Annotated in this window: 16 protein-coding genes; 3 read left to right on the top strand and 13 right to left on the bottom strand. The window is 60.8% G+C overall.

Annotated elements, in window-relative coordinates:
• Positions 1-71: 71 nt before the first annotated feature.
• From HCK86_RS17135 to HCK86_RS17105, 7 genes are all read right to left on the bottom strand, one after another.
• Positions 72-320: a hypothetical protein gene (locus HCK86_RS17135; protein ID WP_176085695.1), complete on the bottom strand. Its 249-nt coding sequence runs from the start codon at positions 318-320 to the stop codon at positions 72-74.
• A gap of 99 nt (positions 321-419) precedes the next feature.
• Entirely contained in the window at positions 420-668 is a 249-nt protein-coding gene (locus HCK86_RS17130; RefSeq protein ID WP_176085694.1) for a hypothetical protein, read from the bottom strand.
• A 96-nt stretch (positions 669-764) separates the two neighbouring features.
• Positions 765-1,013, bottom strand: a complete 249-nt coding sequence (locus tag HCK86_RS17125) for a hypothetical protein (RefSeq protein ID WP_176085693.1) — start codon at positions 1,011-1,013, stop codon at positions 765-767.
• 77 nt (positions 1,014-1,090) lie between these two features.
• On the bottom strand, positions 1,091-1,330 hold the full coding sequence (locus tag HCK86_RS17120) for a hypothetical protein (protein WP_141150257.1): 240 nt from the start codon (positions 1,328-1,330) through the stop codon (positions 1,091-1,093).
• 387 nt (positions 1,331-1,717) lie between these two features.
• Positions 1,718-2,674, bottom strand: a complete 957-nt coding sequence (gene tal, locus HCK86_RS17115; RefSeq protein ID WP_176085692.1) for a transaldolase — start codon at positions 2,672-2,674, stop codon at positions 1,718-1,720.
• 284 nt (positions 2,675-2,958) lie between these two features.
• Positions 2,959-3,843 (bottom strand): bifunctional helix-turn-helix domain-containing protein/methylated-DNA--[protein]-cysteine S-methyltransferase, encoded by an 885-nt coding sequence (locus HCK86_RS17110; RefSeq protein ID WP_176085691.1) that lies wholly within the window; start codon positions 3,841-3,843, stop codon positions 2,959-2,961.
• A gap of 72 nt (positions 3,844-3,915) precedes the next feature.
• On the bottom strand, positions 3,916-4,413 hold the full coding sequence (locus HCK86_RS17105) for a DUF2244 domain-containing protein (protein ID WP_176085690.1): 498 nt from the start codon (positions 4,411-4,413) through the stop codon (positions 3,916-3,918).
• Positions 4,414-4,428: 15 nt separating this feature from the next.
• Here HCK86_RS17105 and nth point away from each other — a divergent pair, with 15 nt between their 5' ends.
• A complete protein-coding gene (gene nth / locus HCK86_RS17100; protein ID WP_348641093.1) occupies positions 4,429-5,181 on the top strand; it encodes an endonuclease III in 753 nt (250 codons plus the stop codon).
• A gap of 3 nt (positions 5,182-5,184) precedes the next feature.
• Here the strand turns inward: nth and HCK86_RS17095 are convergent, their stop codons facing one another.
• Genes HCK86_RS17095 through HCK86_RS17070 form a run of 6 tightly spaced genes read right to left on the bottom strand, consistent with a single transcriptional unit; the run spans position 5,185 to position 10,460 of the window.
• On the bottom strand, positions 5,185-5,877 hold the full coding sequence (locus HCK86_RS17095; RefSeq protein ID WP_176085688.1) for an aspartate/glutamate racemase family protein: 693 nt from the start codon (positions 5,875-5,877) through the stop codon (positions 5,185-5,187).
• A gap of 10 nt (positions 5,878-5,887) precedes the next feature.
• Positions 5,888-6,622: a GntR family transcriptional regulator gene (locus HCK86_RS17090; protein ID WP_176085687.1), complete on the bottom strand. Its 735-nt coding sequence runs from the start codon at positions 6,620-6,622 to the stop codon at positions 5,888-5,890.
• An 18-nt stretch (positions 6,623-6,640) separates the two neighbouring features.
• Positions 6,641-7,525 (bottom strand): polysaccharide deacetylase family protein, encoded by an 885-nt coding sequence (locus tag HCK86_RS17085; protein WP_246739650.1) that lies wholly within the window; start codon positions 7,523-7,525, stop codon positions 6,641-6,643.
• Positions 7,526-7,533: 8 nt separating this feature from the next.
• Complete coding sequence (locus HCK86_RS17080; protein WP_176085685.1) at positions 7,534-8,832, bottom strand: TRAP transporter large permease subunit; 1,299 nt, start codon at positions 8,830-8,832, stop codon at positions 7,534-7,536.
• Complete coding sequence (locus tag HCK86_RS17075; protein WP_176085684.1) at positions 8,829-9,434, bottom strand: TRAP transporter small permease; 606 nt, start codon at positions 9,432-9,434, stop codon at positions 8,829-8,831. The genes HCK86_RS17080 and HCK86_RS17075 overlap by 4 nt, the downstream gene beginning before the upstream one ends.
• A gap of 27 nt (positions 9,435-9,461) precedes the next feature.
• Positions 9,462-10,460, bottom strand: coding sequence for a TRAP transporter substrate-binding protein (locus HCK86_RS17070; protein ID WP_176085683.1), 999 nt, complete (start codon positions 10,458-10,460; stop codon positions 9,462-9,464).
• A gap of 264 nt (positions 10,461-10,724) precedes the next feature.
• On the opposite strand from HCK86_RS17070, the gene HCK86_RS17065 reads away from it, so the two are divergent.
• Both HCK86_RS17065 and HCK86_RS17060 read left to right on the top strand, forming a co-directional pair.
• Complete coding sequence (locus tag HCK86_RS17065; RefSeq protein ID WP_246739649.1) at positions 10,725-12,209, top strand: pyruvate kinase; 1,485 nt, start codon at positions 10,725-10,727, stop codon at positions 12,207-12,209.
• A 57-nt stretch (positions 12,210-12,266) separates the two neighbouring features.
• The gene (locus HCK86_RS17060) at positions 12,267-12,656 is read left to right on the top strand and encodes a hypothetical protein (RefSeq protein ID WP_141150253.1); all 390 of its coding nucleotides are present in this window, start codon (positions 12,267-12,269) and stop codon (positions 12,654-12,656) included.
• The last annotated feature ends 5 nt before the right edge of the window (positions 12,657-12,661 follow it).

Genomic DNA, 12,661 nt, shown 5'->3' with positions numbered 1-12,661 from the left:
CTGTGACCGGGGCTTGATCGGGAGCCGTACTGGTTCTTGGTTCGGGGCCGGCGGTCATCCGCCGTCGCCGATCAGTTATCGCTGTCGGTAACCGTGTTCTGGAACTCGAGTTTCAGCGAACCGTCCTGCTGAACCTTGTAGACGTAATTGGTTTCATTGCCGAACTGGTTCTGGCCAGTGATTTCGACAACGCTGCCGGCAGGGGACTTGGTCAGGTGCGTCGCATTCGGAGCAACCGGAGCAACCGGCTGAGCGGCAAAAGCGGCAGGGGCGGCAATGAGGCCGGCAACGAGTGCGGCCGAAGCAATCTTCATGTTCATGTTCGTTCTCCTTGGGTGCTCCCACCCTCTGTGACCGGGGCTTGATCGGGAGCCATATTGGTTCTTGGTTCGGGACCGGCGGTCATCCGCCGTCGCCGATCAGTTGTCGCTGTCGGTAACCGGGTTCTGGAACTCGAGCTTCAGCGAACCGTCCTGCTGAACCTTGTAGACGTAGTTGGTTTCATTGCCGAACTGGTTCTGGCCAGTGATTTCGACAACGCTGCCGGCAGGGGACTTGGTCAGGTGCGTCGCATTCGGGGCAACCGGAGCAACCGGCTGGGCGGCAAAAGCGGCAGGGGCAGTGATAAGGCCAGCGGCAAGCGCGGCCGATACAATCTTCATGTTCATTTTATCTCTCCTTGGGTGCTCCCACCCTCTGTGACCGGGGCTTGATCGGGAGCCATCGAGGCGACGGGGATCTTTGCAGGGCCAGAGCCCTGAAGATCAGCGGTCGCTGTCGTTGATCGCTTCCTGGAAGATGAGCTTCAACGAGCCATCAGGCTGGACGCGATAGTAGAAATTGGTCTCATTACCGGCGTTGTTCGTGCCGACGATCGTGACCAAGCTGCCCGGAGGCGATTTGGTCAGATGTGCCGCATCCGGTGCCACCGGGTTGTCTGACTGGGCGGCAAAGGCGAACGGGGCTGCGACAAGAGCGGCAGCAAATGCAGCGGATGCAATCAGCTTATTCATGATGATGCTCCTTATTTGCCTCGCTGTTCCATAAAACGGGGCACAGCGATTAGAGTTCCGATTTGTTACAAGATCAATCAGTCGTTCTGCTGAGCCGCAAAGACGAGCTTCAGCGAGCCGTCCTGCTGAACCTTGTAGACGTAATTGGTCGTGTTGCCATACTGGTTCTGGCCGGAAATCTCGACGACGCTGCCAGCGGGCGACTTGGTCAGGTGGCTGGCATCGGGGGCAACCGGGGAAACAGGCTGAGCGGCGAAAGCAGCCGGAGCAAGCGCAATGCTTGAGACAACGGCGAGCGAAGCAATAATCTTGGTCATTTCCATCTCCTTGGGTGTGCAGGCTCGGTTCGTGCCGTGCTGCACTTGTTCGTTTGTTCGATTGATTAAATAGGAAGGGGAAGCTGCCTTAACAAGTCGAAAATTGTAACCGCATTGTTCACAAAATCTGTGAATGCGCCCAAAGAATAAGCAAATGCACGAACTATGGTCACGCGCCTACGCCACGCCCTCATCCGCTATATTACTGATTCTAAATATTTAATCTGCAATTGCCAAAGATGTGAACAGCAGCACCTGACAATAGCTGGCCAAGCTTGAAAAAAATCAGATCTGGCAAAAAAAACCTGAAATCCGGTTGATCGGGATTAAAAAAAGGCCTGACGAAAACCGTCAGGCCCTTCGATTTGTTACCGAACTTTGCTGAAATCAGGCATCAAGCTTGGCAGAAACGATGGTGCGCAGCTTGCCGAGGTCCTTGGCAAAGTTGCGGATACCCTCTGCCAGCTTCTCGGTGGCCATGGCATCCTCGTTCAGCATCCAGCGGAACGTCTTCTCGTCCATGTCGACCTTGGGCTCGTCGGTGATCTTTTCCGGCGACAGCACCCGCGGCAGATCGCCCTGGTCATTGGCGAGCTCTTCAAGCAGGTTCGGCGCGATGGTCAGACGGTCGCAGCCGGCCAGACCTTCGATTTCGCCGATATTGCGGAAGGAAGCGCCCATGACGACGGTCTTGATGCCGTTGGACTTGTAGTAGTTGTAGATCGAGCGGACGGAAAGCACGCCGGGATCGGTTTCGGTCGTGTAGGTTTCGCCAGTGTCCTTCTTGTACCAGTCGAGGATGCGGCCGACGAAGGGCGAGATCAGAAATGCGCCGGCATCAGCGCAGGCAATGGCCTGGCACTTGGAGAACAGCAGCGTCAGATTGCAGTCAATGCCTTCCTTCTGCAGCACTTCGCAGGCGCGGATACCTTCCCAGGTGGAGGCAAGCTTGATCAGGATGCGATCGCGGGTAATCCCGCGCGCCTCATAGGCAGCGATGATTTCATGCGCCTTGTCAATCGACGCCGCGACATTGAAGGACAGGTCGGCATCAACTTCGGTCGAAACGCGGCCGGGAACGATCTTGACCAGCGCTTCGCCGACATCGATGGCAAGACGGCTGGCGACGGCGCCGATGACAGCTTCCTTGTCGCCGCCCTGGCTTTTGCCCCACTTGACAGCACTTTCAACGGCATCGGCGAACATTTCGGTCGAAAGCGCCTTCAGAACGATGCTGGGATTGGTGGTGCAATCGACCGGCTTGATCCGGGCAACCGCTTCAATGTCGCCGGTATCGGCAACAACCGTGGTCATTTCGCGCAATTGGTCAAGTTTAGAGGTCATGATGATTTCCTTCATATCTCTTGCCGGCAAACCCATTTTGAACGGTCGGGCGCGGCGAGCCTCCCGGGCCGCTATAACAGCAGCAACGCCCTATCCGAGGGATAGCGCGCTGTGATGTTTGTTGCATGACTGTTGGCAATAAAAGGCGCCGGACGCAAGGCCAGGTTTGACAACAAACGGCATCGGGCGGGCGGCTCTCCCGTCATTTCCAAGTCAACGCATCATATCAATCGATTTAGATGACTGTTTGACCGCGCTCAAGTCCATGTAGGGAAATTTTCACCTCACAGATGTCCCTGTTCCCAGCCGAGCATTGCCCGTTTGCGGGTGATACCCCAGTGATAGCCGGTCAGCGCCCCGCTTTTGCCGAGCGCGCGGTGGCAGGGCACGACGAAGGAAACGGGATTGCGGCCAACCGCCGCGCCAACCGCTCGCGAGGCCCTGGGCTGGCCGATATCACCGGCAATAGCGGAATAGGTGACGGCGCGGCCCATGGGGATCTGCAACAGCCGCTCCCAGACTTTCACCTGAAAATCGGTTCCGATCAGCACCACACGCAGCGGCTTGTCTGCCGACCATTCGGCCGGATTGAAGATGCGGGCAGCATAGCCGGCGGCAAGCGCATCATCGGCGATATAGGTCGCCTCCGGCCAGCGGCCCGCCATGTCGTCAAAGGCGGCCTGTTCTTCGCCCGGATCGGCGAAGGCAAGGCCGGCAAGGCCGCGCCGGGTCGCCATGACAAGCGCCTGGCCAAAGGGCGAGGCAGCAAAGCCATAGCGGATTTCGAGCCCGGCGCCGCGCGCCTTCCATTCGCCGGGCGACATCGCCTCATGGGTGACGAAGAGATCATGCAGCCGGCCGGGACCGGACAGGCCGAGCTCATAGGCGGTTTCCAGCAGCGGCAATTGCTCAGCCCCCAAAAGCCGTTTGGCATGGTTGAGCGTCACGGCCTGCAGAAAGGCCTTGGGCGAAAGCCCGGCCCAGCGGCTGAAGGTTTTCTGCAGCACGCTTTGACTGAGGCCGAGACTGGCCGCAATTTCCTCAAGGCCCGGCTGATCGCGGTAATCCTCGCTGATCAGTGCGATCACATCGCAGATGATCCGGTAATCATCGCCGGCGGGCGTAATATCCGTTGCTGGGCCTGTCATGCGTTCCAGATGCGCATTCATCTCACGTTCTCCTGCGGGAATGCGAGCAAAGCACGCCGGTGAACATGCCGCCACCCGTTTCTTGCCGAAGGCTCAGATCCGCCGCGTTACGCTGGCAAGCGCAGTCCGGAAGGCACGCGCGAAGCTCTCGCGATCGGCCGGGTTGAGAAAGGCGCCGATCTCCGTCCCCTCACCTCTTGCCGTGATCCGCATGGCGACGATGCCGATGCCGGCCGAGCGATCGATATCCAGCCGCGCGCCGAAGGGATTGAAGCGCATCTCTTCCAGCCGCCCGGAGGGAAAATGGCGGCGCACCAGAATGGTCTCGCGGCTGACAAAAACGGCCTCGCGCATGCGCGCCGCGCGGTTGGAGACGGCAAAGGCAATGATGATCGCCGCGACCGGCAGCATCGAGAAAAGCGCGATCGGCCAGGCGCCCTGATGAAGAAAGGTGCCGAGCTCGGCCAGAGCGACAAGCCCCGAAACCCCGATCAGGGCGCGAAAACCCTTGCGCCCCAGCGACCGATGGGGGAAAAGTTCCGCCGAAAAGACGGGCGGCTCGCCGGAAATGTCGATAACGTGCTCGCTCATGGGAACTTGAGAATGATCAAAAAAGCCAGACCCGTATCCAGCACCGCCGCCACGCGAAAGTCAAATCCTGCAAGGCGTTCATCCGCAAGGACGAAGCTGACATCCTATACGCCTGAGGAAATCCGCGAGATCTTTCGCCGGTTTTCGATCCAGCGGCCGGAACCCAAGGGCGAACTGGACCACACCAATGCCTTCACGCTTCTGGTGGCGGTGGCGCTTTCGGCGCAGGCCACCGATGTCGGGGTCAACAAGGCGACGCGGGCGCTCTTTGCCGTGGCCGACACACCGCAGAAAATGCTCGATCTCGGCGAGGAACGGCTGATCGGCTATATCAAGACCATCGGGCTTTACCGCAACAAGGCGAAGAATGTCATCGCCATGAGTGAGAAGCTGATGACCGATTTCGGCGGCGAAGTTCCGAAGACGCGAGAAGAACTGGTGACGCTGCCCGGCGTCGGCCGCAAGACCGCCAATGTCGTCATGTCGATGGCCTTTGGCATTCCCACCATCGCCGTCGATACCCATATTTTCCGGATCGCCAACCGGATCGGCCTTGCACCCGGACCAACCCCGGACAAGGTGGAGGCGAGCCTCGAACAGGTGATCCCGCCGGATTACCTGTTTCACGCCCATCACTGGCTGATCCTGCATGGCCGCTATTGCTGCAAGGCGCGCAAGCCGGACTGTCAGGCCTGCGTCATCGCCGATCTCTGCAAGGCGGCGGAAAAAACATCCGAAATGCCAGCGCCGCTGGTTCCGCTTGCCTGATCCTCAGCCATCCAGCAGCGATTGAAGCGCGGCGGCAAGGCCTTTGCTGCCGGGTGGCTGCGTCTCGCGCGGCATGGCTCCAGTTGCGAAAACGGCCTCGGCGCCGGCCTGCAGGCAGTCCACTGCGGCAAAATCCAGCCTTTCGGCGAGGCCTGCCATGGCTGCGCCGCCTAGAATGACCTTTTCAGCGCCCTGCGCCTGCAGCCGCTTCGCCGCCGCGCTGATCTGAACAAGCGCGCCATCGGGATCATTGCGGACATCAAGGCCGTTGCCGCTGAGGATTTCAATCCCCGCACAGTCGTCTTTCCCGCCGGAAAGCGCGATCTGCTCGCAAAGCATGTCCTTCCACGCCGCGCCCGCCGTGACGATGCCGAAGCGGCTGCCCGAAACAGCCTGGAGCGATGCCGCCAGAAGGCCGGTCACGGGAATGCCGGAAAGTGCCCTGAGTGCCGCGAGCCCCGGATCGCCAAAACAGGCGATCACCGCCGCATCGACGCGGCCATGATACGGTGCATAGGCCTCCAGCACGGCGTGAGCGGCAATGGCAAAGCCTGCGCGTGAGGCGATCACCGGCGGACCAAAAGGCGCCGTCTCGGCCAGGATATCTGTGCCTGCGGGAAAATGCGGCGCCATGGCGTCGACGATCGTCGCGGTCATGGCAGCAGTGGTATTGGGATTGATGATCAGCACCCGCATCGGCAAACCGTCAGACCTCTTCAGCAGAAAAGCGGGACTTCGCCGTCTCCACCCCGGTTTCTTCGACCAGCAATCTGGCGATCTCGACACGCAGCAATTCCTCAAGATCGCGACCGTCCTCCGATTGGGACGCGGGACGAAGCCGTGTCTCGATCAGCGAGAGATGCGAGGTCATGGCCCTCACCGCGCCCATGGTTTCACGGCCCTTCAGCGCCGAGACGATGCTGGCATGTTCGCTGCAGGCGCAGCCCGACAGGCTGCCATGTTCGTAAAAGGCCACCAGCATGGCGGTGCGGGACACGAGTTCCTGCATCTGCCGGCCGATGAGATCGGACCCCGTCATCTCGGCCAGACGAAGATGAAAGGCACCAGACAGACGGATTGAAGCCGGGCGGTCGCCGGCTTCCACCGCGCGCGCCTCCTCGGCCACATGCGCCTCAAGCGCCGCTATGTCCCGGTCAGACAGGCTGTCTGTCAGCTTGACAACAATACCGGCCTCGACGACCCGGCGGGCATCATAGATCTTGCGCGCCTCATCCAGCGTCGGCTCAACAACGAAAGCGCCGCGATTGGGGATCAGTTCAAGCAGGCGTTCATGGCCGAGCCGGTGCAAAACCTTGCGGATGCGCTCCCGCGAGACACCGAAAACCCGGGCGATCTTCTGCTCGACCAGCTTGGTGCCGGGCGGCAGGCGGCCGCCAAGCAGAAGCTTTGAGAGAATATCGAAAATCTGCGTCTCATTCACTGCCGTTATCCTGAGGCCTTATCCAAGCTTGTCCATTTCGGCGCGCCAATGGGCGGCAATGGCCGCCCTCGGGGCAATCCAGACATCGCCCTTGCGGCGCATATGCGACAGGATCGTCTGCAGCGCGCCAATCCGTCCCGGCCGGCCGATCATCCTCAGATGCAGGCCGATGGAAAGCATTCGCGGCCGCGTCTTGCCCTCACGCCACAGCCAGTCGAAGGCATCGCTGACATAGGTCGCGAATTCCCAGCCCGTTGAAAAGCGCTGGGTATGCTGAAACTGCATGTCATTGGTGTCGAAGGCATAGGGAAGCACGAGGTGACGATGCCCGTCTATGTTGATCTCATAGGGTGTGTCATCATTATAGGCATCGCTGTCATAAAGAAAACCCGCCTCCACCAGGAGCCGCCGCGTATTCACGCTTGCCGCCGAGCGCGTATGCCAGCCGACCGGGGCAATACCGCATGCCGCTTCGATCGCCTGGCGCGCGGCAGCGATGCGCTGGCGCTCCTCACCGATTTCAAGGCCGGCATGGCTTTCCCAGCGATAGCCATGGGCAGCGATCTCATGGCCACGTTCGCGGGCGTCATGCACCAGCCATGGCGAACGCTCGGCCGCCCGGCCACAGGCTGAAACGGTGATCCTGGCCTTGTATTTCTCCATCAGCTCCATGATCCGCCAATAGCCGACCCGCGTGCCATATTCGAAATGGGACTGGATGCAGCCGTCGGCAACCGGCAGCCCGTCGATCACCTCATAAACGCTTTCATTGCGGTCATCGCCGTCGCCAATGGCAAATTCGCTGCCCTCTTCGAAATTCAGGACAAAAGATACCGCCACGCGGGCGCCGCCCGGCCAACGGACCTGCGGCAGATCGCGTCCGTAACCGTAAAAATCTCGCATTTGCGACCTCATTGACCAATCATGGTTTGCGGGAGAAACAGAACAAGCTCGGGCACCGCCGTGATCAGCACGATGGCGGCGAGCATCAGCATGAGAAAGGGCAGCGACGCCCGGGTGACCGTGGCGATATCGCGCCCTGTCAGCGCCTGAACGATGAAAAGATTGAAACCGACCGGTGGCGTGATCTGGGCGATCTCGACGATGATCACCACGAAAATACCGAACCAGACCGGATCGATGCCGACGGCAGCCACCATCGGCATGACCACCGAAGCGGTGAGCACGATCATCGACACGCCCTCAAGAAAGCAGCCGAGCACGACATAGAGCACGGTCAGCGCCAGCAGCAAGCCGATCGGCCCAAGCTGCATGGCGGTGACGAATGCGGCCACCTTGACCGGGATCTGCGCATAGGCAAGCGCGGTTGAAAGCACCGCAGCGCCCGCCATGATCAGCATGATCAGCGCCGAGGACCGCACCGCCGCCATGAAGCTTTCCAGCAAGGTCTTCAGCGTCAGCGCCCGCTGCGCCAGCGCCAGAAGAAAGGCACCGGCAACGCCGATGGCGGCCGATTCCGTCGGCGTTGCAAGGCCGCCATAGATGGAGCCGATCACGGCAATGATGAGAACAACGGGCGCGGCAATGCGGGCGAGATCAGCCAGCCGCGTTTCCTCGCCCGCCGGGTGCACCGGCGCCCGGTCGCGATGGATCAGCGACCAGATGGCGACATAGCCCATGAACAGCACCACCATGAGAAGGCCCGGCACGACGCCAGCCAGAAACAGCCGTGCCACCGAAGTCTGGGTGGAAATGCCGTAGACGATCATCATGATCGACGGCGGAATCAGCAGGCCGAGCGTTCCGGAACCGGTCAGCGTGCCAATCGCCATGCGCTCATCATAACCACGGGCTTTGAGTTCCGGCAGCGACATCCGACCAACCGTGGCGCAGCAGACCCCCGATGACCCGACGATGGCCGCCAATATGCCGGAGCCGAGAATATTGACATGAAGCAGACCGCCCGGCAGCCGGCGGGTAAGCGGCGCGAGGCCCCTGAACAGGTCTTCGGAAATCTTCGAGCGAAACAGGATCTCGCCCATCAGCAGAAACAGCGGCAACGCCGTCAGCGGCCAGGAATTGATCGCGGAAAACAGCGTCGAGCCGATCAGCCCGCCAATATTGGGCGCGCCCATCAGAAAAAGCCCGGTGATGCCGGTGGCGACCAGCGCAAGACCGACCCAGAAGCCAAGCGACAGAAGCACAGCCAGAACGGCGATCATGAAGAGAAAGACGGCAAGAGCACTCATGCGCGGTCTCCATCGCCGGAGCGGGCAAGCGCCAGCGCCTCGTCCTCATCGCTCAGCGTCGCGGCTGCCGCGCCGCCGCGGATGATCAAAACGGCTTCGCCAAATGTGGCGAGCGCAAACAGCGCCAGGCCGATCGGCACCACACTCATGGGGATCCACAGATGGATCCGCATCACCGTGTCGGTCATGTCGTTGAAGCGCCAGGCGGTATGGACGAGCTTTGCCGATGCAAAGGCCAGCCAGGCGAGCAGCACCGTTGCGCCGATCAATGACAGACATTCGAGCCACCGGCGCGGGCCCGCGGCAAGATGCCGGGTCAGCAGCTCCACCCGGATATGCTTGCCGGAGAGAAAGGTATGAACAAAGCCGAACCAGGCAACCGCAACCATCAGGAAGGTGGCGATGTCGGCGGCGGAATGAATGATCATGCCGAAGGGCCTAACGATGATTTCCGCCAGCAGGATCAGCACCATGGCGGCCAGGCAGAGCGCTGCGACGATGCCGGAGGCATTGGAGAGGATTTTCATGTCATGCTGGCGCAGACGCGCCGCTCCCTGTTGCGACAACCGGCAAGCCGGCAGGCGGAAGCGGGCCTCGGACAAGGCCCGCTTTGAGCACGATTTCAGCCCTTATTTCATCGCCTTGTAGTCTTCGATGACCTTGGCCTGTTCCGGCGTTGCCGCCTTCATCCATTCATCCAGCATGGTGGCGCCAACTTCGCTCATCTTGGTCATGACCGCTTCATCGGCATCACTGACCGTCATCCCCTTGGAAGCGATCAGCGCCAGCTGGTCCTTGGCAAGCGACTGCATCAGCGCAAAGCCGTTCTTCTCGGCATCGGCGGCAGCCGCCAGGATCGCATCCTGGTCTTCCTTCGGCAGGCCGTCAAAGACATCGGCGTTGATGGAAACGAGCTGTTTGGTGAACAGCGCACCGACCATGGTCAGATCCTTGGTGAAATCCCAGGCCTGGGTATCGATACCCGTCTGCGGGCTGGTGAACATCGAGTTGATCAGACCGGTGGAGAAGGCCTGCGCCACTTCAGAAAACGGCACTTCCTTTGGCTCGGCCCCGAGAAGTCCAGCCATCGTCGAGGTTCCGGTGGAATAGATGCGCATCTTCAGCCCGTCGAAATCCTCGGCCGTTTCCAGCGGTTCTTCCGTGAAGAAGCCCTGCGGCGGGTTCCACATGGCAAACAGGACCTTGAGGCCGCGTTTGGCGAAACTGTCGGTGAGATAGGGCCTGGAAGCATCCCATAGCTCCAGCGCGCTGTCATAATCGCCCGCCAGATTGGGGATGGCATCAACCACATAGACCGGATCGTCATTGCCGTAATTGCCCAGACGGACATCGGCCATGGCCACCTGCCCCGTCTGCACGGCACGGATCATGTCGGGCAGCTTCACCAAAGTCTGGTTGTTATGCAGCGTGATGGTGACATCGCCATCGGTGCGCTTTTCGACATCGGCAATAAAGGCCTGGACGGTCTGGGTGAGGAAATTGGTATCGGGATAGCCCGACGCCATCTGCAGCTCCACGGCATTGGCTGCGGCCGGAAGGGCGAACAGGGCAAGGGCCGCGGTCAAGCCACCGAGATGGCGGGCGGGGCGAAATGAAAATGCGGTCATATTGGCTCTCCAGTAAGCGTTTGCGTAAAATTTGAACACGTCACTTTCAAATTGTGCTCATTTCTTATTATTTTGTGCACAATTTCAAAAGCTGACGATCTCGCTGCAATCCGCGTGCCAGATTGCAGGCTGACAGCCGGCAAGGAAAGCCCGACATAACGCTGAAAGCGGCATGCTTCGATATGCCGGGGTGACAAAGCGTCTCTGCTCGGTCATTGAACGGTCAAGGATCATTCCTATGCTCGGAGAAAACGGGAGGACCTCATGGCCGAATTCAGCGATCTCACCGACATGGACGATCTGTGGAGCTTGCATGACCGCGTCTTTGCACTGCGCGGCATGGTGCTGAGCGAGGCGCAGGCGATCCTGACCGGTTTCGGCCCGGACGCCGCCGCGATGCCGGGAATACGCAATCTCGCCCATTATCTGGCGCTGCGCCATCACGACCTCCGCCCCTTGCAGAAGGCGTTGATGCGCCATGGCCTTTCCTCGCTCGGCCGGCTTGAAGCCCGCGTTCTGCCGACGCTTGATGCGGTGCTTGTGGCGCTCGCCGCCCTCGCCGGCCGCGACAGCACCGCTATTTTGCCGGACCAGGGCGATTTCTTTGACGGCGAGCGGCGTCTGGAGGAGGCGGCAGATCTGATGTTTGGCCGGACGGGCGGCGCGCGACGCAGCCGCATCATGGTGACCCTGCCTCAGGACGCTGCTACGGACCCGGCGCTTCTCAGCGATCTTGCCCGGCGCGGCATGGATATTGCCCGGATCAACTGCGCCCATGACAGTGCGCAGGACTGGGAAGCCATGGCGGAAAACCTTGAGACCGCCCGCATGGCGACCGGCCGGCAGCTGCATCTGATGATGGATATTGCCGGACCGAAAATCCGCACCGGCGACGTGGCGATGGCGGAAAAGAAAATGAAGCTCCAGACCGGCGAGAGGATCCGCCTTCTGACCGGCGATGTGCCGCGCATTGACGAGACCATCCGTTTTTCCGCCTGTGTTTCACTGCCGGAAATGGTGACCCGGCTGAAGGTCGGTGACCGGCTGCTCTATGATGACGGCAAGATGGAAGCGGTGGTCGAAAGCATCAGCGACAATGAGGCGATCATCCGCGCCGTGCGGGTCAAGGCCGGTGGGGTGAAGCTGAAACCGGAAAAGGGGCTGAACCTGCCCGACACGGCGCTCGGCCTGTCGCCGCTCACCGCCAAGGACGAGGCGGACATGAAAAGCGTGATCGGCCTGGCCGACATGATCGGCTATTCCTTCGTCTCGCGGCCGGAAGATCTCGACCTTCTCGACCGGGAACTGTCTGCCGGGGGCGCGGCCAATCCCGGCCTTGGCGTGGTGGCCAAGATCGAACGGCCGGAAGCGGTGAAGAACCTGCCGGCGCTGATCGCACGCGCTGCGGGCAAACGCCCCTTCGCGGTGATGATCGCGCGGGGTGATCTGGCCGCCGAAATCGGTTTCGAACGGCTGGCGGAGATGCAGGAAGAGATCCTGTGGATCTGCGAAGCGGCCAGCGTGCCGGTGATCTGGGCCACCCAGGTGCTGGAAAGCCTGGTCAAATCCGGCGTGCCCTCACGCGGCGAGATGACCGATGCCGCCATGGGCGCACGCGCCGAATGCGTGATGCTGAACAAGGGCCCGGCGATCGGCGAAGCCGTTTCCGTGCTCGACCGTCTGCTCACCCGCATGGACGCCCATATCTTCAAGAAGACGCCCGAATTGCGGGCCCTGAAGAGCTGGTAGAAACTTCAACAACAGACCTCCGCCGCCCTCGATCCAAAATTCGGAAAGGCTGCAGCCATGCATTGCTTGCGCATCTATGCCACGCCAGACGGGGAATCTCATTTCGGCGAGATCGATCTGCCGACGACCAAGACCGCCGTGCATCCGGATGCGGTTGCTTTCGACGTCACCGCCAGCTATCCGGCATCGCGTATGCGCATTACCCATATTCCGGCCGGCATGCGCGAAGTTGCCTGGCACACCGTGCCGGAACCGGTTCTGACAGTACGGCTCGACGGTGCGGTTGAATATGAAACAAGCGACGGCGCGGTTCGCCACGTCACCGCCGGAACATTCGTGCTGGTTGAGGACACGCATGGCAAGGGACATCTCTCCCGTCATTCGCCAGAAGCGCAGACCGTGATCTGGATTTCACTGCCGAATGGCCTGGCCCCGCCATCCGCCTGAAACGC

This window comes from Martelella sp. HB161492, assembly GCF_013184775.1.
Taxonomy (GTDB): Bacteria; Pseudomonadota; Alphaproteobacteria; order Rhizobiales; family Rhizobiaceae; genus Martelella.
The sequence above is the reverse complement of the archived record's forward strand: the minus strand, read 5'-3'. Positions and strand labels throughout refer to the sequence as shown.

Excerpts from the sequence above, each read along its gene's own strand:
- HCK86_RS17135 (WP_176085695.1), bottom strand. The coding sequence starts at position 320 with ATGAACATGAAGATTGCTTCGGCCGCACTCGTTGCCGGCCTCATTGCC.
- HCK86_RS17130 (WP_176085694.1), bottom strand. The coding sequence starts at position 668 with ATGAACATGAAGATTGTATCGGCCGCGCTTGCCGCTGGCCTTATCACT.
- HCK86_RS17125 (WP_176085693.1), bottom strand. The coding sequence starts at position 1,013 with ATGAATAAGCTGATTGCATCCGCTGCATTTGCTGCCGCTCTTGTCGCA.
- HCK86_RS17120 (WP_141150257.1), bottom strand. The coding sequence starts at position 1,330 with ATGACCAAGATTATTGCTTCGCTCGCCGTTGTCTCAAGCATTGCGCTT.
- tal (WP_176085692.1), bottom strand. The coding sequence starts at position 2,674 with ATGACCTCTAAACTTGACCAATTGCGCGAAATGACCACGGTTGTTGCC.
- HCK86_RS17110 (WP_176085691.1), bottom strand. The coding sequence starts at position 3,843 with ATGAATGCGCATCTGGAACGCATGACAGGCCCAGCAACGGATATTACG.
- HCK86_RS17105 (WP_176085690.1), bottom strand. The coding sequence starts at position 4,413 with ATGAGCGAGCACGTTATCGACATTTCCGGCGAGCCGCCCGTCTTTTCG.
- HCK86_RS17095 (WP_176085688.1), bottom strand. The coding sequence starts at position 5,877 with ATGCGGGTGCTGATCATCAATCCCAATACCACTGCTGCCATGACCGCG.
- HCK86_RS17085 (WP_246739650.1), bottom strand. The coding sequence starts at position 7,525 with ATGCGAGATTTTTACGGTTACGGACGCGATCTGCCGCAGGTCCGTTGG.
- HCK86_RS17080 (WP_176085685.1), bottom strand. The coding sequence starts at position 8,832 with ATGAGTGCTCTTGCCGTCTTTCTCTTCATGATCGCCGTTCTGGCTGTG.
- HCK86_RS17070 (WP_176085683.1), bottom strand. The coding sequence starts at position 10,460 with ATGACCGCATTTTCATTTCGCCCCGCCCGCCATCTCGGTGGCTTGACC.
- HCK86_RS17065 (WP_246739649.1), top strand. The coding sequence starts at position 10,725 with ATGGCCGAATTCAGCGATCTCACCGACATGGACGATCTGTGGAGCTTG.
- HCK86_RS17060 (WP_141150253.1), top strand. The coding sequence starts at position 12,267 with ATGCATTGCTTGCGCATCTATGCCACGCCAGACGGGGAATCTCATTTC.